This is a genomic window from Sinomicrobium soli (genome assembly GCF_003285545.1).
Lineage (GTDB): Bacteria > Bacteroidota > Bacteroidia > Flavobacteriales > Flavobacteriaceae > Sinomicrobium.
Window position 1 is genome coordinate 14273 of sequence record NZ_QLNV01000004.1, and the last position, 18074, is coordinate 32346.

Here is an 18074-nt window from a genome sequence, read left to right on the forward strand (position 1 = left end):
GAGCGGCTTACTCCGGTCGGGATTTGTCATTCCGACAGCCTGTCCCGAACATCGGGAAAGGAGAACCCCGAAGGGCGCAACGCAGTTAAATCTCTTTCGGGCTTGGGTGGAGATTCATCACTTCGCTGCGCTACGTTCTGAATGACAGGGATTTGTCATTCCGGCGATAGGAGGAATCTCCTTTGGGCCGGTGTTGAGATTCTTCACTGCGTTCTGAATGACAAACCAGCAACTAAGAACTAATAAACTACAAACTAATAAACTAAATGAAACGCGTAGTAGTAGGCTTATCGGGAGGAGTAGATTCGAGTGTGGCGGCATACCTGCTGAAAGAGCAGGGATATGAGGTGATCGGCCTGTTTATGAAGAACTGGCACGACGATTCCGTAGTGATCTCCAGGGAGTGTGAATGGGTGGAAGACAGCAATGATGCCATGATGGTGGCCGAAAAGCTGGGAATACCTTTCCAGACGGTAGACCTGAGTGCGGAATATAAGGAACGTATTGTCGACTATATGTTCGGCGAGTACGAAAGGGGGAGAACGCCCAATCCGGATGTATTGTGTAACAGGGAGATCAAGTTTGACGTATTTCTCAAAATAGCGCTCAGCCTCGGGGCTGATTATGTGGCTACCGGGCATTATTGCCGGAAAGATGTTATTTCCAAAGACGGGAAGGATATCTATCGGCTGCTCTCGGGAGCAGACCGCAACAAGGACCAGTCCTATTTCCTGTGTCAGCTGTCACAGGAACAGCTTTCACGTACCCTGTTTCCTGTCGGAGAACTTACCAAACCCGAAGTAAGGGCGATAGCGGCCCGCGAAGAACTGGTTACGGCAGAAAAGAAGGATTCCCAGGGACTGTGCTTTGTGGGTAAGGTGAGATTGCCGGAATTCCTGCAGCAGAAACTCAAGCCGAAAGAAGGGGTTATCGTTGAGGTACCCGTATCTGCGGAGCAGTACGACAGGGCCGTACCGCAGTTTGTGTCCGCGGAGGAGGAACTGGCCTATTACGCACGGAAACCTCACTATACCCCCGGTGATGGCAAAGTGGTGGGAAAGCACCAGGGGGCACATTACTTTACCAAAGGACAGCGGAAGGGGCTCAACGTAGGAGGTACCGCAGAACCGTTGTTCGTCATCGATACGGATGTGGATGAAAATATCATTTATACCGGCCAGGGCAAGGATCATCCCGGGCTTTTCCGGAAGGCCCTGTTTATAACGGAAGATGAGATTCACTGGATCAGGGAAGACATGGCGCTTGCCGTTGGGCAAAGCATGGATGTCATGGCCCGTATCCGCTATCGGCAACCGCTTCAGAAGGCCGGGTTGCACAAGGTAAGCAAAGGGATGTACGTAGTGTTCGACGAACCCCAGAGCGCGATTACCGAAGGGCAGTTTGCAGCCTGGTATGACGGGGATGAACTCATAGGTTCCGGCGTTATATCCTGATGGCAAACCTATAGCGGCACCGCCGTGTCTCAGACGGGTTTCAGTAGTCTCAGTAGAGGAGAAGCCTATGCCGTTTAGTGTTAGGTTATTGAGTTTATGTGTATGTTTACCCAAACTACAAACTAACAACTAAGAACTACAAACTAATAAACCAAATGAAAAACAGGATCACAGCACTGTTCGGTACGGAACATCCCGTAATACAGGCCGGGATGGTATGGGCGAGCGGCTGGCGGCTGGCTTCGGCTGCAAGTAATTCGGGAATACTCGGACTTATCGGGGCCGGCTCCATGTACCCTGAGGTGCTCCGGGAACACATCCGCAAATGTCACAAGGCCACGGATAAACCATTCGGGGTCAATGTCCCGCTGCTATACCCGGATATAGAACAGCTCATGGACATTATCGTGGAGGAAGGGGTGAAGATCGTTTTTACTTCTGCGGGAAACCCGAAAACCTGGACCTCCTTTCTGAAGGAAAAAGGGATTACGGTGGTCCATGTGGTGAGTAGTGTGAAGTTTGCCCTCAAGGCGGAAGAGGCCGGGGTGGATGCCGTTGTTGCCGAAGGCTTTGAGGCCGGGGGGCATAACGGCAGGGAGGAAACAACTACCTTTACACTTATTCCCATGGTGAAGGAGCGGATAACAGTACCCCTGATCGCTGCCGGGGGCATTGCCACGGGAAGAGGAATGCTTGCCGCAATGGTACTGGGGGCAGATGGTGTACAGGTAGGAAGCCGTTTTGTGGCCAGTACTGAAGCGTCATCCCACGATAATTTCAAACAAAGGGTCGTGGAGGCCGGTGACGGGGACACGCGGCTTACCCTTAAGGAACTGGCCCCGGTAAGACTGTTGCGCAATAAATTCTATGAAGAAGTGCAGGAATTGTATGGAAGGGGAGCCTCTGCGGAAGAACTGAAAACGTTGCTGGGAAGGGGAAGGGCCAAAAGAGGAATGTTCGAAGGCGACCTTGAAGAAGGCGAACTCGAGATCGGACAGGTAGCCGGACTGATCCGTGATATAAAACCGGTAGCCGAAATTGTCAGGGATATTCTAACAGAATTCGACCTCGTGAAAAAAGGGCTATGTCAATTAGCCAATTAGCCAATTGGTCAATTATCACATTGGCACATTATCACATTGGCACATTATCAAAAGCATAGACCAGTCCTTGTTCCAGTCCCCTGATTTCAGCCAGTCCTTTTAATCGCCCGATCAGGGAATATCCGGAAAAATGTTCCCGGTTCTGCTCTAAGGTAAACAGGGCGCCGTGGTCCGGCCTCATGGGAAGAGCATGTCCTCTTTTATTCATGAGCAACAAAACCTTGTATACGATGGTGCTCATGGGGGCATCGCCGCTGAGGTGTTCAGCTTCCCGGAATACACCTTCCTTTTCTTTGGCTACACTCCTCAGGTGCAGGAAATGTATGCGGTCTCCGTGGCGTTCGAGAATGGCCGGGAGGTCGTTGTCCGGGTTTGCCCCCAGCGAGCCGGTGCAGTAGCAAAGTCCGTTGGCATTTACGGGAACGGCATCGAGTATACGTGCAATGTCTTTTTCAGAGCATACGATCCTGGGCAGTCCGAGAACGGAAAAAGGCGGGTCGTCGGGATGGATGGCCAGTTTAAGCCCCAGTTCTTCTGCCAGGGGAGCAACCTCTCCGAGAAAGTAATAGAGGTTTTCACGGAGTTTTTCATCATCAATACCTTCGTATTGCTTTAACAGGCCGAGTACCTTTTCAGGAGTAAAGCTCTCCTTGCTTCCCGGAAGCCCCAGCAGTACCGTACGGAACAGGGCCTGTTGTTCGTCACTGGTCAGCGAATCGCCATAGGCGGCAGCCTGTTCCTTTTCTTCCTGTGAATAATCGTCTTCCGCCCCGGGACGCCGCAGGAGAAACAGGTCGAAATACATAAAAGCCTCCCGCTCAAAGCGCAGCGTCCTGGTGCCGTCATCATTGACGAAAAACGTATCGGTACGCACCCAGTCCAGTACGGGCATAAAGTTGTAGGTAACCACTTCAAGGCCACATGCGGCAATATGCTTCAGGCTTTTTTTGTAGTTCTCGATGTAAAGTTTATAGTTTCCCTGGCGTCTCTTGATATCTTCGTGTACCGGCAGGCTTTCGATGACCGTCCATTCGAGCCCTGCGTTATGTACTATACCGAGTCTCTCCCTTATAGCCTCTTCACTCCATACTTCTCCCACGGGTATTTCGTGTAAGGCCGTAACGACACCACTGGCACCGGCCTGTCTGATCTCTTCCAGGCTCACCCCGTCCTGTGGCCCATACCATCGCATGGTTTGCTGCATTCTTATCATCGCGTGGTTTCTGATTTAAATTTAGTTAATTAGTTAATTAGCCAATGTGCCAATTAGCCAATTGGTCAATTATCACATTGGCACATTATCACATTGGCACATTATCACATTGGCACATTAAAACCCTATGCTGTTACCGCCGTCTACCGGAAGTACGGTACCAGTGGTAAATTTCGATTCGGAGGTCGCGTAATAGAATACAGCATCGGCAATATCGGAAGGGTCCCCGAGTTTTCCCATGGGAGTGCGCGAGAGTACCTTGTTTTTTCTTTCTGGATCATTGTCGAGTGCCTTTGAAGACATTTTGGTCTTGATAAATCCCGGGGCAACACAATTGACCCTGATCCCGAAAGAGGCCAGTTCCACGGCCATCGCCCTGGTCATTCCTTCTATGGCGGTTTTACTGGCGGAGTACGCAATGACTTTAGGGATACCGTATTGAGAGGTCATCGAACTGATATTGACGATACTGCCGCCGTCATTGTCCTTCATGTTCCTGACCACTTCCCGGCTTACCGCAAAGACGCTGAATACATTGGTGTGTATGATGGTCTGGAAATCCTGGTCGGTAACGTCGAGAAATTCCTTTTTCATGTTGATCCCGGCATTATTGACCAGGATGTCAATGGGATGGTTTTCGGCAATACCGGCGATCAGGGCGGGAATACCCTCCAGGTCGTTAAGGTCGAAAATGACCGGAACGGCAAGCTCGCCGATCTCCTTGCAGGCATTTTCGGTTTTTTCCCGGTTGCGCCCTATAATATAGGTGCGAATCCCATTGTTACACAGTTTTTTTGCCGTGGCATATCCCAAACCGGAATTTCCCCCGGTTACAATAGCGGTTTTGGTCATATCTGAAAAAATTTGCTCGATCATCGAGATTTAAACTCCGACTTCCGTCTGGCGAACAGGCAGGCTTGCGTCGAAAATATGCTGTCGGGTTTTTCCATGCCTGTCTTGCGAGTGGTCTGTTCCTTTTATGAGAACCTTTTTGAAACACCCGGCATGACAGAGGAGCCCCCTGTAACGAAAGCGTAAAATAAATGAAAAAATCCTCCGCTTCCAAGAAAAAGTGCAATCGGTTGCGTTTTGGTGGTTGATAACAGGGGATATTAACAGATTATAGCCGGGATGAAGTGGGTAAAACAATTTCGGTATACGTTTTCAGGTGATCCCGGCTCCCGGGTCAGGGATTGGTATGGCGCAGGGAAGAAGCCCGCATAAGAAGTTCGGTAGGCAGGGTGATGATTTCCGGAGCATCGCTGTCTTTTTTGTCGGCGTCTGTAATGTGCTGCAATATCCGTTCGGTACAGATATTTCCCATCTCGATGGCCGGATGGGTTATGGTAGACAGGGGCGGGTCTACTATGGAGGCGATCGGATCGTCATTGAACCCGATAATGGCCAGGTCGCGGGGAATATCTATCCCGTGTTTTTTGGCGTACAGTATGGCGCTTACCGCCGAAGTGTCGTTGGCCGCAAACAGGCCGTCGGGAGGTTGCGGCAGGTTCATTAACCGTCGCATGCCTTCTGCTCCTTCTTCAAAGCTGAGTGCCTGGCAGTCAATGATAAGGTCGTCATTTACAGCGATATTGTAATCGTTTAGCGCATCCAGCATCCCGTGTTTTCTTTCCCGGTATACATTGCGGTGCTGTGCCCCCGCAAAATGGGCAATGCGTTTGCATCCCTGTTGGATGAGATGTTCGGCAGCCTTGTACCCGGCGGCATAATTGTCGATGATCACCTTGTACCCTTTCAGCTTGTCGGGGATCCTGTCCACAAAAACAATGGGAATCCCCTGCTTTATGAACTGGCTGAAATGGTCCAGTTTCCGCGTCTCCATCGACAGTGAGACGACCAGGCCGCTGATACGGCTGTTGTACAGGGTCTGGGCATTGAAAACCTCGTTGTCGTATTTGTCGTTGGACTGGCTTATAATAACATTATATCCGGCCTCACGGGCTTTTTCTTCTATCCCGCTGATAAGAGAAGACACAAAAGGACGGTTTATGCGAGATATCATGATTCCTATGGTCTTGCTCTTGTTATTGCGCAGGCTTGCCGCAATGGAATTGGGGCGGTATCCCATTTCCCTGGCCGTTTTCTTGATGATCCCGATGGTCTTGCCACTTATGCTGCTGTGGTTGTTGAGCGCCCTGGAAATGGTAGATGGAGAGTATTTGAGTTTCCTGGCGATATCGTATATGGTTACTTCCTTGTTGGTCTTCATCTATGCTGCAGTTTAGTTCTTTCCGGGTATTTTTCCGGCTTGCCCGGCAACGAACGGGTAGGTACGGAAAGCATGGAATGAAAATCAAAGATACATATTTAAACCCAATACGGGACCTGCGGAAAGAAGCGCGGAGAATACCGGTTTTTAAAGAAAACCGATCGACGGGGACATCCCTGTATATGGTCCTGAATAAGGAAGGAAAGCAATTCATTAAAAAAACAGCCCGAAAAAATTGCCTGTTAAAAAGATATGGTTAATTTTATTCTTACATATAGTTATATATACTATAAGGTGTTTTTTGAGTTCCGCGTGCCATAATAGTACAGTCAATCATAATTTTAGAATATCTCCGTATGTATTGGATCGGATATGATGTAGGAAGTTCTTCCGTAAAAGCGGCGCTTGTGAAAAGCGGTACGGGTGAAGTAGTCGGGACAACCCGTTCTCCCGAAGAGGAGATGGCCATTACTTCGAAAAGACCGGGTTGGGGCGAGCAGGACCCGGAGATGTGGTGGGACCACCTGGTCAGGGCCACTTCGCGACTGCTCCGGGAGAACAACGTAGGGGCCGGAAGTGTAAAAGGGATAGGGGTTTCCTACCAGATGCACGGGCTGGTACTGGTAGACCGGCAGCAGCAGGTGCTCCGCGATGCCATTATATGGTGTGACAGCCGTGCGGTTGTTACGGGAAGGGAACTGCTGCGCACAGCCGGGGAAAGGCGCTGCATCGACCGGCTGCTCAATACCCCGGGAAATTTCACACTTTCCAGGCTGAAATGGGTGCAGGAGAATGAACCCGGGATATATGCCAAAGTGTACCGGTTTTTGCTCCCCGGAGACTTTATAGCGATGAAACTCACCGGCAGGTGCACGACTACACCTTCGGGCCTGTCGGAAGGTATCGCCTGGGATTTTAAGGAGAATAAGCCTGCCCTATGGTTGCTGGAACAGGCCGGAATAGATCCTGCATTTGTCCCGGAAGTAGTACCCACCTTTGCGGAGCAGGGGCGGCTGACCTCCGGTGCAGCCTCGGAACTGGGGCTCATGACGGGGATACCCCTGCTGTACCGCGCAGGAGACCAGCCCAATAATGCACTGTCTTTGAACGTGATGGAGCCCGGGGAGATCGCTGCTACGGGGGGCACCTCGGGAGTAGTATATGCCGTAAGTGATACTCCGCATACTACCGAGGGGATACGTACCAATAATTTTGCACATGTAAACCACACCCCGGAACATCCGCGTATAGGAAAACTGCTCAATATTAACGGGGCGGGAATTCTGTATCGCTGGATGAGAGACCAGGTCTCGGGAGAGGCCATGTCTTACGAAGCGATGAACCAACTTGCGGGGGAGGTGCCCGCGGGAAGTGGAGGGCTGCTTGTTCTCCCTTTCGGGAACGGGGCGGAACGGATGCTCGGCAATGTTGATGCGGGTGCCTCGGTACTGAATCTCAATTTCAATATCCACGAACGGAAACACTTGTACAGGGCGGCACTGGAGGGGATCGCCTTTTCTTTTGTATACGGGATGGAAATACTGCGCAATGACGGGGTAAACCTCACCGCCATCAGGGCAGGAGGAGATAACCTCTTCCGTTCCGGGCTCTTCTCCCGCACTATTGCTACCCTGGTCGGCACAGAGATCCGTATTACGGATACTACGGGAGCAGTGGGTGCCGCCAGGGCGGCCGGGTACGGTTCCGGAGATTTTAAAGACCTTCGTGAAGCCTTTGCAAAAGACAGGTCCGTTGCCGTGTACCATCCTGAAAAAGAGGGACAGACTTTTATCGATGCATACGGGATCTGGAAGGAAGTCCTGAAAAGAAATACCGGGTAAAACCAGGGACTCTTTTTTAGGATTACACAGGGAAACTGCCATATGAATAATTCAAAACGGGTTGAGTAACGGTAGAATAATAATAAAAACATGAACCGGAAATGATAACATTAGGAGATCGCGAGTATTTTAAGGGTATAGGAAAAATACAGTTTGAAGGGCCTTCGTCCCGTAACCCGCTTGCATTCAGGTATTATGACGAAGATCAGGTAGTAGGAGGCAAAACCATGAAAGAGCACTTCCGTTTTGCCGTGGCTTACTGGCACACCTTTTCGGCGACGGGAGGCGACCCTTTCGGAGCAGGAACCAAAAAATTCCCCTGGCTGGAAGCTGCAGATGTCAGGCAGCAGGCCAGGGATAAGATGGATGCGGCCTTTGAGTTTATGACCAAATTGGGGACGCCCTATTACTGCTTTCACGACTTCGACCTGATCGCCGAAGGGGAGACGCTGGAAGAAAGTGAAAAAAGATTGCAGTTCATCTCGGATTATGCCCTGGAAAAGCAGAAGATGTCAGGAGTAAAACTGCTCTGGGGAACGTCCAACTGCTTTAGCCACCCCCGTTATATGAACGGTGCCATTACCAATCCGGATTTTGATATAGTGGCCAGGGCAGGGGCACAGATCAGGAACGCCCTGGATATTACCATCAAGCTGGGAGGGGAAAATTATGTGTTCTGGGGGGGCAGGGAAGGTTATATGTCCCTGTTGAATACCGATATGAAAAGAGAACAGGAACACTTTGCCACTTTTCTGCACATGGCCCGGGACTATGCGCGGAAACAGGGGTTTAAGGGAAAGTTTTTCATAGAGCCCAAACCGATGGAACCTACCAAGCATCAGTACGATTTCGACGCGGCAACAGTTCTGGGCTTTCTTGCCAGGTATGATCTCCTGGACGATTTTAAACTGAACCTGGAAGTCAACCACGCTACCCTGGCGCAGCACACCTTCGAACACGAACTGCAGGTGGCGGCAGACCAGAACATGCTCGGAAGCATAGATGCCAACCGGGGAGACTACCAGAACGGATGGGATACCGACCAGTTCCCGGTGGATGTATACGAACTCACACAGGCCATGCTGGTGATCCTCCAGGCCGGAGGGTTCCAGGGAGGCGGAGTGAATTTTGACGCAAAAACCCGTCGCAATTCGACAGACCCCGAAGATATTTTCTACGCCCATATCGGCGGCATGGATGCTTTTGCCCGGGCTTTGGTCGCTGCACAGCGCATCCTGGACGAATCGGAATACCTGGAACTCCGAAAAGAACGGTACCGGTCTTTCGACACTGCAGAAGGCAAGCAGTTTGCCGATGGAGTCACCTCCCTGGAAGAGTTGTACCGCTATGCGGCAGCACACCAGGATATTGCTCAGCGAAGCGGAAGGCAGGAATTTTTTGAAAACCTGGTCAATCGGTATATATAACCGGTTCAGAGTTATGAGTTCAGACCCCAACCTGCAACTTGTAACGAAGTATATACTTTCCGTGAGTATCCGGGATGTGTTTATTCCAGGACCTCCACTTCCATTCGTATGTTCTCATAAGGCCATTCCCGGCTGTCGGTAGGAAGCCGGTTGATCTTGTCTACCACGTCCATTCCCCGGATCACCTTGCCGAAAACGGTATATTTTCCGTCGAGGTGATAGGCTCCGGGGCTTCTGGTTACAATAAAGAACTCATACGGGGAGGCCAGTTTATGCGGGTTGTCCACATTATCACTGCTCGGCATGGAAACCACGCCCCGGTGGTGCTTTAATCCGCTGTCGGTGTCGGGAGGCAACAGGTATCGCCCTATTTCACCTCTTCTGCCTGTTACAGCCCTGCTATCGGAACTCCCTCCCTGTATAATGAAGTCCTTTACAACCCTGTGAAAGCTGGTGCCGTTAAAATAGCCCTTCCTGGTCAGGTAGATAAAATTGGACCGGTGATAGGGAGTCTCCCGGAACAGTTCGATAATGATGTCTCCGAACTTTGTGCTTATTTTTACCTTGTTTTCCTTGTGCTTTTTATTGTATTCGTAAAAGAACGGGATGGCGTTGTCGTCGTTGAGTACAATGGTGTCTTCTGCTTTTGTGTTTTTATCTGCGGGAAGGACAGTATCTTTTTCCTTGCCCGGTGTTTCCGTACTGTCCGGTTTAGGCTGTTCCCCGCGAATGTTTTTACCGTTGTCGGCCGCCGCGTTTTTTTTAGCGTTTTCTTGACATGCGGTTAGGAATATAAGTAGTATTATTGTGCAGAGACCCAGTGTGTGACGTAACATGAATTTTGACGAGTTTTTAGAATTAATACCAAAAATAAAAAATCTGTCTTTACCGGGAAGGGAATCTCAGTATAAAATGGCTTCGGCCTCACGACGGATATTGATGGAAGCGGAACTCAATGCGGCAACACCCCGTAAGGCTGGTGTCATGGCGCTGTTTTATCCCGACCGCAACAACACGGCGAATATTGTGCTCCTGATGCGAAAGGATTACCAGGGAGTACATGCCAACCAGGTTGGTTTTCCAGGCGGAAAGATGGAAGAAGAAGACAGGGATATTGAAGCCACGGCGATCAGGGAGACGGTCGAAGAAACAGGAGTGCCGGCAGAAAGTATACAGGTGATCCGTTCGCTTACCTCCCTTTACGTTCCTCCCAGTAATTTTATGGTATATCCGTTTATGGGGATACTGAGTGCTCCTCCGTTCTTTTATCCGCAGCCGGAGGAGGTCGCCGAATTGGTGGAAGTTCCCCTTGCCGATATGCTGGACGACAGTATCGTGCTTAAAAAGGACTTTATAACATCGTACGGCAGTAATAAAAATGTACCCTATTTCCGTTTCCGCGGATATGATGTGTGGGGAGCTACGGCGGCAATGCTCAGCGAGGTAAAGGACCTGGTCATTACGGCTATGGAATGACCAGAGGCTGGAAATTGGGAGTACGGAGCCGGAAGCACGAGGTTCATAATTGTCATCCTGTGTTTGTAGTGGCTTTGTTCATCCCCACGGTAGTCCTGACCCGACTCTTGGTCGGGGGAGGGGTTTCCGGGACGTAACGAAAGAAATGTATATTTTTGCAGGTAATGTTTTCATATAAGAGCTTGTTTAAACCGGTTTAAACAAGCCCTAAAACCAGTGAGACTTTATGGGGTTGTTTAAAAAAAATCCTTTCGGACATATTCTGTTTCTAAAAAAATGGCTTATCCGTATCTTCGGGCTTCTTACGCACAGAAGATACCGCGGGTTTAACGAGCTCAGTATAGAAGGTTCCGAAATTATCAAGGAACTGCCCCCGACCGGGGTATTGTTTGTTTCCAACCATCAGACTTATTTTGCCGATGTGGTGGCCATGTTCCACGTTTTTAATGCCAGCCTTACCCATCGTGTGGATTCGATAAAAAATGTGGGGTACATATGGCATCCCAAACTCAATATCTATTATGTGGCTGCCAGGGAAACCATGAGGGCGGGGTTACTGGCCAGGATCATGTCTTATGCAGGAGCCATTACGGTAGAACGCACCTGGAGGGAAAAGGGAAAAAGTGTAAAGCGGGACGTGAACCCGCAAGACACGGAGAATATCGGGAAAGCCCTGAAAGACGGATGGGTGATCACTTTTCCGCAGGGGACGACCAAACCCTGGAAACCCATACGAAAGGGTACGGCCCATATCATAAAACAGTATAAACCCATCGTTATTCCCGTGGTTATAGACGGTTTCAGGAGGTCCTTTGACAAAAAGGGATTGTGGATCAAGAAGAAGGGAATACTGCAATCCATGGTGATCAAGCAACCGCTGGAGATCGATTATGAAAAGGATACCGTTGAGCAGATCGTCGAACAGCTGGAATATGCCATTGAACAACATCCTTCATTTCTCAGGGTAATCCCCGAAGAAGCCCTGCAGATGGAAGAGGAACTGAATGAGAAGCGCAGGTGGAGTTACAGGGAAGAGTGATAAGGCAATAACTTTTTACAGAAACCGGGGCGGGATGCCCCGAACGATATAGTTTTACTATTTTTGGGATAAATACAATTGTTATGATCGTAAAGAAAAACTTTCAGGCACTTCTCCTGTACTGCCTGATGTGTAACGGGATACTGCTCGCGCAGAAAAAGGCGCTTACACCGGACGATTTTGACCGGTGGAAACATATTTCCGGCCCGCAATTTTCGGAAGACGGGAATTTCCTGGTATACGAGTACAATGACGGCAACGGGGACGGCAGCCTGGTGATCACCGATATCCGCAATGGGGTTTCGGATACCCTCGAACGGGGGGGAGGTGCCCGGATAAGCGGGAACAGTGCACTGGTGGCGTTTCGTATAAAGCCTCCTTTCGGTTTGCGCAGAAAAGCGGAGACCGAAGGATGGAAAGGCGATAAGAAACCCTCGGACTCCCTCGGTATATACCTGCTGGAAAGCCGGGAGGTATTGAAGTATCCCGATGTCAAGGATTTCAGCCTTCCGGCCGAAGGAGGGAGCTGGCTGGCTTTTAAGACCATAACCGAAATAGCGGACCCGGACGGGAAAAAGGAATCAGACAGCCTTAAAGCCGGGAAAAAACAGAAAAAGGATACGCTTGTGGTGGTACTCAATCCCCTTAAAAAAGACAGTATCTCGTTTAAAAATGTAAAATCGTATACCTGGGCCCGTAAAAAGAACAGCCTGCTGTTCCAGAGTGAAAAAAAGGACAGCACAGCAACATGGGCATCGGTACTGCGCCTGGATACCGCAACCATGCAGGCAGATACGCTTTTTAAGGGCGAAGGGGAAGTAAAGAAAATAAACCTCGGTCCGGAAGGTGAAAAACTGGCGTTTCTCTTCTCGGAAGATACGACCAAGATTAAAAAATACACACTGTATACCGGGAAGGGAAGTGCGGTAAGCGAATTGAAGAAAGGAAGCATTGCCTCCCTTCCCGATGGCTGGACCCCTTCTGAAAACGGCAGTATGTTTTTTTCGGAAAACGGAAAAAGACTGTTTTTCGGAACGGCGCGTTACCAGGGAGAGAGAACCAGGGATACGCTGCTGAACAGCGAGCGGGCCCAGGTGGATATATGGGCGTGGACCGATAGCCTGTTACAGCCGCAGCAGAAAGTCAACCTGTCCAGGGACCGCAGGAAGACCTTTTCGGCCGTATATGATTTTGAAGCGGGGAAGTCATTACAACTTGCCGATAGTGCGGTTCCGGAAGTTACGGTGCTGAACAAGGGGGATGGCGCTTATGTGCTGGCAGAAGATGAAAAACCGTACCGGAGAGCTTCGTCCTGGAATGCCCTGTGGGTGAAGGATATTTACACCATAGACCTGAACTCGGGCAAGAGACAATTGCTGGTAAAGGCCCAGAACCATGTGTGGATGGGGCCGGCACAGCACTATGCCCTATATTACAACAGGAAGGACAGCGTGTATTATTCGATAGACCTGAAGAGTAACAGGCATATTCCCCTGACCAAAGAGCTTGGGGTCGCCTTTTACGATGAGAGAAACGATACTCCCAGCGAGCCGTATCCTTACGGAATTGCGGGTTGGAGTGAGGGCGACAAGGCCGTTTATGCATACGACCGTTACGATATATGGAAGCTGGACCCTTCAGGAAGAAAAAAACCGGTAAGGCTCACACAGAACGGCAGGGAGGAAAAAACCGTTTACAGGTACCTTTCCCTGAACCGCGATGAGAAATATATGGGAGAAGACGGGAAAGTGTGGTTGTCTGTTTTCGGGGAAGAAACCAAAAAGGCAGGGTATGCCCTGGCAGACCTGAAGCGGAATACCAGTAAAGTGGTGATGAGCGGTGATTACAGTTTGGGACGTCCGGTAAAGGCAAAAAATGCAGACAGGGTTTTCTTTAGCAGGGAGACTTTCAGGGAATACCCGGACCTGTGGATAACTACGACAGCGCTTGATACCCCGGAAAAATATACCTCGGCCAACCCGCAGCAAAAAGAATACCTGTGGGGAAATGCGAGCCTGGTGGAATGGAAAAATTACGACAATGTTCCCTTGCAGGGGCTATTGTACACTCCCGAAAATATGGAACCGGGGCGCAAGTATCCCATGGTGGTGTACTATTATGAACGCAGCTCGGATACCTATCACCGGCATTATGCCCCAACCCCCAGCAGGTCTGTGATCAACCGGACTTTCTACACCAGTAACGACTACCTGGTATTCGTTCCGGATATCGTGTATAAGGAGGGATATCCCGGTGAAAGTGCCTATAATTGTATCGTTAGCGGGGTAGAAAAACTGATGTCGGAACATTCGTATATCGACTCGGAGCACATAGCCCTTCAGGGCCAGAGCTGGGGAGGGTACCAGACCGCATACCTGGTTACACAGACCGATATGTTTGCCGCTGCAATGGCCGGGGCCCCCGTGAGCAATATGACCAGTGCCTACGGGGGGATACGCTGGCAGACCGGTATGAGCAGGATGTTCCAGTACGAACACACCCAGAGCCGTATAGGAGGAACGCTATGGGAGAAAAGGGACTTGTATATAGAGAATTCTCCCCTGTTTTTTGCTGACAAGGTGAATACCCCCCTGCTCATGATGCACAATGACAACGACGGGGCGGTACCGTGGTACCAGGGAATAGAGTATTTTGTGGCCCTGAGAAGACTGGATAAACCGGTATGGATGCTTACCTACAACGGGGAGCCTCACAACCTGAAAGGCAGCAGCTGGGGTAATCGCAAGGACCTTTCCATACGGATGATGCAGTTCTTTGACCACTATCTCAAGGGAAAAGATGCCCCGGAATGGATGGTAAAAGGACGCCCTGCATTACAGAAGGAATACAATAAGGGGTATTGAGAGTTCTTAGTTGGTAGTTGTCAGTTCGTCTGTCTGTCTCAAAACTGTAACCTAAACCTCCATCTTTTTCAGTTCCCTATAGTTCCTGTTGAGCCGTCGCAGCAGGAAACCGTAGAGCAAAAGGTAGACCCCCAGGCACAGGCCTATCATCAGTGCAGTGACCAATACTGCAAGGGCCATAAGAATGAGGTGGTCTCCTAACTCCGAATGCTGTTTATATACGGCCCAGCCCCCCTGTTTTTTGACATACATGATTACAGAGGTGCATACGGAGGTGATGAAAATGACGGAGAGGTTGAAAATGATGTAGTGCTTTACTGTTTTCCGCGCCCTGAGAATGGAATCCATCAGTCCTTTTACCGAGGATGTGGCGGATATTTTTTTGTAGTTTGTATAGAACCGGAACACAAAATAAATAATGACCGGATACGCGAGGTACGACAGTACATCCACAAAGAGATAGTTCATTTGCTCCATATAGGCAGGCGTATAGAACAGGAAGACCAATCCTATCGACAGTTCCACCATACTTATGATGAATATCCATTTTACATTGGAGGACGATTTTTTCAGGATCATTTTATAGATATCCTGATAGGATAGTTTCGGCAGTGATGCTTCCCTTTTCTTCCAGTCCTTTTTTAACAGCTCAAACTCATCCATGATCACGGGTTCAGTATAGTTCGCAATTTAGATTTTATCCGGTTCATTTTTACACGGGCATTGACTTCGGTAATGCCCAGTGTTTCGGATATTTCCTTGTAGCTCCTGTCTTCGAGGTATAGAAAGATCAGTGCTTTTTCCACGTCGCTAAGTTGTTTTATAGCGTCGTACATCAGTTTCAGTTGTTGCTCTTCTTCATCGTTGTATTCGTTGTATTTGAGATTGTTCAACACATGTTCATAATGGTCGCCCCGCACACTCTTTTTCGATTTCCGGTAAAGTGTTATGGCAGTATTCAATGCTACCCTGTACATCCAGGTGCTGAATTTGGATTCTCCCCGGAATTTTGGAAAGGCCTTCCACAGCTGAATGGTTATTTCCTGGAACAGGTCATTGTGCTCATCCTGCCCGGAAGTATAGATCCGGCATACCTTATGCACAATGTTTTGATGCTTTTCCAGTTGAGTGATAAAGCGATGTTCCAGGTCCTTGTCCACAGTTTAGAATAATGTTTGACAATGAGTAGCAATTTCCCTCTTTTTGTTACAAATAAAAAATGAAGGGTGTTGGAAGCCGGAAGCACGGAGCACGAAGTTGGAAGTACGGGAGCTGTCATCCCGGCCGTAGCGCCTGTCCCGACCTTTTAGCCGGGGGAGGGATCTCCGGGCTTTCGGTAATGCTCTCGGGTAAAATTTAAATACTTTTGCCCTGTAATTTTGCCTGCTGTTCATGGTGTAAACAATATTTAAGAATTACCTTTGCACTGTCTGTGATCTCCCGGAGGTGATCCGTGAGACCTGAGACAGAAAAACGAATTAAAACATCCGGCAATGGATGCCGGAATCTTTTAAACCTCACCCGGTGAGTAAAATTCGATCTTTCTATGAATATTCCGAAAACCAGTTTTCCCAGGGTCGTAATCATAGGCGGAGGCTTTGCCGGCCTGGAACTGGCAAAACGCCTGGGGAAGCAGGACCTGCAGGTGGTTATGCTCGACAGGCACAATTATCACACCTTTCAGCCGCTTTTATACCAGGTGACCACCGGAGGGCTCGAGCCCGATTCTATAGCCTATCCCATACGGAAGGTACTGAAAAATTACCCTAATTCCTACTTTCGCCTTGCCGAGGTAGAGCAGGTGGTACCGGAAAAAAAGATAATAAAGACCGATATAGGGGAGATCACGTACGATTACCTGGTGATAGCTACCGGTTCCAGGACAAATTATTTTGGTAATGAGGCGGTGAAGAACAACGGGATGGCCATGAAAACCATTCCGCAGTCACTGAACCTGAGAAGCCTTATTCTCGAGAATTTCGAACAGGCACTGCTCACCAATAACCTGGACAGGAGAAATGCCCTGATGAATTTTGTCATCGTAGGTGCCGGCCCCACCGGGGTAGAGCTCGCAGGGGCGCTTGCAGAGATCAAGAAAGGGATACTTCCTAAAGACTATCCCGATCTCGATATACGCCAGATGCAGATCAACCTGGTCCAGGGTACCGACAGGATCCTCGATGCCATGAGCCCGAAAGCATCAAAAAAGGCAGCAGAATTCCTGGAAAAACTCGGGGTGAATATATGGACGGGTACTATTGTCACGAACTACGACGGCTATACCGTAGCTACCAATGCCGACCTGTCCTTTGAAACGGAAACCCTGATATGGACCGCCGGAGTGGAAGGGGCCACACTGAAAGGGATTGACGGAAAAGACCTGGTTGCCAGAGGCAACAGGGTAAAAGTGGACGAATTCAATCAGGTAGAAGGCTTTAAGGATATTTTTGCCATCGGCGACGTGGCGTATATGCCTACGGAAAAATATCCGCACGGGCATCCCATGATGGCCCAGCCCGCCATACAACAGGGAAAACTGCTGGGAAGTAACCTCGTAAAATACATACAGGGCAAACCCATGAAACCATTCCGGTATTTCGACAAGGGGTCGATGGCTACCGTGGGGAGGAACAAGGCTGTGGTAGACCTGCCACACTGGAAGTTTCAGGGGGTTTTTGCATGGTTCGTATGGATATTCGTACACCTGTTTGCCCTTATCGGATTTAAAAATAAAATGGTGGTCTTCGTCAACTGGCTCTACAATTATATCCGCTTCGACCGGGAAGCCAGGCTCATTATACGCCCGTATAAGAAAAAAGGCCGTGAAGCTGCCGTAAAGAAAGAGGCAGAGCAATAGCACACCGTGGAAGTTTTTTAAAATATAATACGCTCCCGTAGTATTTTATAAGCTTTCCACAATTGATTTTCAACGGTTTTTACGGAAATATTCAGCATTTCCGCTATTTCCCGGTATTTGTAACCTTTCATTTTGTGAAGGATGATAATCTGTTTGCACTTATCAGGCAGCTCGTCAATGGCATCCCTCAGTTTCTGCTGTATCATATCCCGTTGGTCCTGGTTATCCTCTTCCGAGATAAGGATTTCCCGGTAGAGATCAACAGTAACAGATGTGAAATTCCTGTTTTTCCGGAAGTGGTCAATAAATTGATTGTAACAGGCACTGTACATGTAGTTCTTCAGAGAAGTGTGAAAGGAAATAGTCTCTTTTTTTTCCCAAAGCCGGATAAAAGTCACCTGTACGATATCTTCTGCAGTCTGTACATCATGACAAAATCCCAAAATAAAATATGTCAATTCATCATACAGTGCGTTAAAGAGGTATTCGAAAGCTCTTTCCTTACCGGATTGCAAATCCTTGATCAAATCTACACCGTCCTGGAGAGAGTATCCCATTTTTACATTTTTA

General features: G+C 49.2%; 15 protein-coding genes. 8 read left to right on the forward strand and 7 right to left on the reverse strand.

What is annotated here, in order from left to right; all coding sequences use genetic code 11:
• Positions 1–266: 266 nt before the first annotated feature.
• Together mnmA and DN748_RS05775 are read left to right on the forward strand one after the other, a co-directional pair.
• Positions 267–1454 (forward strand): tRNA 2-thiouridine(34) synthase MnmA, encoded by a 1188-nt coding sequence (gene mnmA, locus DN748_RS05770; protein ID WP_112370840.1) that lies wholly within the window; start codon positions 267–269, stop codon positions 1452–1454.
• Between the two features lie 155 nt (positions 1455–1609).
• Entirely contained in the window at positions 1610–2557 is a 948-nt protein-coding gene (locus tag DN748_RS05775; protein ID WP_112370841.1) for an NAD(P)H-dependent flavin oxidoreductase, read from the forward strand.
• 31 nt (positions 2558–2588) lie between these two features.
• On the opposite strand, the gene uxuA is transcribed toward DN748_RS05775, so the two are convergent.
• From uxuA to DN748_RS05790, 3 genes are all read right to left on the reverse strand, one after another.
• Positions 2589–3761 (reverse strand): mannonate dehydratase, encoded by a 1173-nt coding sequence (gene uxuA / locus DN748_RS05780; protein ID WP_112370842.1) that lies wholly within the window; start codon positions 3759–3761, stop codon positions 2589–2591.
• Between the two features lie 126 nt (positions 3762–3887).
• Positions 3888–4646, reverse strand: a complete 759-nt coding sequence (locus DN748_RS05785; RefSeq protein WP_236636798.1) for an SDR family NAD(P)-dependent oxidoreductase — start codon at positions 4644–4646, stop codon at positions 3888–3890.
• A 310-nt stretch (positions 4647–4956) separates the two neighbouring features.
• Positions 4957–6000 (reverse strand): LacI family DNA-binding transcriptional regulator, encoded by a 1044-nt coding sequence (locus DN748_RS05790; protein ID WP_112370843.1) that lies wholly within the window; start codon positions 5998–6000, stop codon positions 4957–4959.
• Positions 6001–6356: 356 nt separating this feature from the next.
• On the opposite strand from DN748_RS05790, the gene DN748_RS05800 reads away from it, so the two are divergent.
• Complete coding sequence (locus DN748_RS05800; protein WP_112370845.1) at positions 6357–7841, forward strand: xylulokinase; 1485 nt, start codon at positions 6357–6359, stop codon at positions 7839–7841.
• Between the two features lie 101 nt (positions 7842–7942).
• A complete protein-coding gene (xylA, locus tag DN748_RS05805) occupies positions 7943–9268 on the forward strand; it encodes a xylose isomerase (protein WP_112370846.1) in 1326 nt (441 codons plus the stop codon).
• An 80-nt stretch (positions 9269–9348) separates the two neighbouring features.
• Here xylA and DN748_RS05810 read toward each other — a convergent pair whose 3' ends face one another.
• Positions 9349–10104, reverse strand: coding sequence for a peptidylprolyl isomerase (locus tag DN748_RS05810; protein WP_112370847.1), 756 nt, complete (start codon positions 10102–10104; stop codon positions 9349–9351).
• Between the two features lie 76 nt (positions 10105–10180).
• Here DN748_RS05810 and DN748_RS05815 point away from each other — a divergent pair, with 76 nt between their 5' ends.
• From DN748_RS05815 to DN748_RS05825, 3 genes are all read left to right on the forward strand, one after another.
• A complete protein-coding gene (locus DN748_RS05815) occupies positions 10181–10744 on the forward strand; it encodes an NUDIX hydrolase (RefSeq protein ID WP_236636799.1) in 564 nt (187 codons plus the stop codon).
• A 226-nt stretch (positions 10745–10970) separates the two neighbouring features.
• Positions 10971–11783: a lysophospholipid acyltransferase family protein gene (locus DN748_RS05820; protein ID WP_112370849.1), complete on the forward strand. Its 813-nt coding sequence runs from the start codon at positions 10971–10973 to the stop codon at positions 11781–11783.
• A gap of 83 nt (positions 11784–11866) precedes the next feature.
• Positions 11867–14647 (forward strand): alpha/beta hydrolase family protein, encoded by a 2781-nt coding sequence (locus DN748_RS05825; protein WP_112370850.1) that lies wholly within the window; start codon positions 11867–11869, stop codon positions 14645–14647.
• A 51-nt stretch (positions 14648–14698) separates the two neighbouring features.
• On the opposite strand, the gene DN748_RS05830 is transcribed toward DN748_RS05825, so the two are convergent.
• Positions 14699–15310: a hypothetical protein gene (locus DN748_RS05830; protein ID WP_112370851.1), complete on the reverse strand. Its 612-nt coding sequence runs from the start codon at positions 15308–15310 to the stop codon at positions 14699–14701.
• 2 nt (positions 15311–15312) lie between these two features.
• Complete coding sequence (locus tag DN748_RS05835) at positions 15313–15807, reverse strand: RNA polymerase sigma factor (RefSeq protein WP_112370852.1); 495 nt, start codon at positions 15805–15807, stop codon at positions 15313–15315.
• Positions 15808–16193: 386 nt separating this feature from the next.
• Here DN748_RS05835 and DN748_RS05840 point away from each other — a divergent pair, with 386 nt between their 5' ends.
• Positions 16194–17504: an NAD(P)/FAD-dependent oxidoreductase gene (locus tag DN748_RS05840; protein WP_112370853.1), complete on the forward strand. Its 1311-nt coding sequence runs from the start codon at positions 16194–16196 to the stop codon at positions 17502–17504.
• A gap of 17 nt (positions 17505–17521) precedes the next feature.
• On the opposite strand, the gene DN748_RS05845 is transcribed toward DN748_RS05840, so the two are convergent.
• Positions 17522–18061, reverse strand: coding sequence for an RNA polymerase sigma factor (locus DN748_RS05845; protein WP_112370854.1), 540 nt, complete (start codon positions 18059–18061; stop codon positions 17522–17524).
• Positions 18062–18074 lie beyond the last annotated feature (13 nt).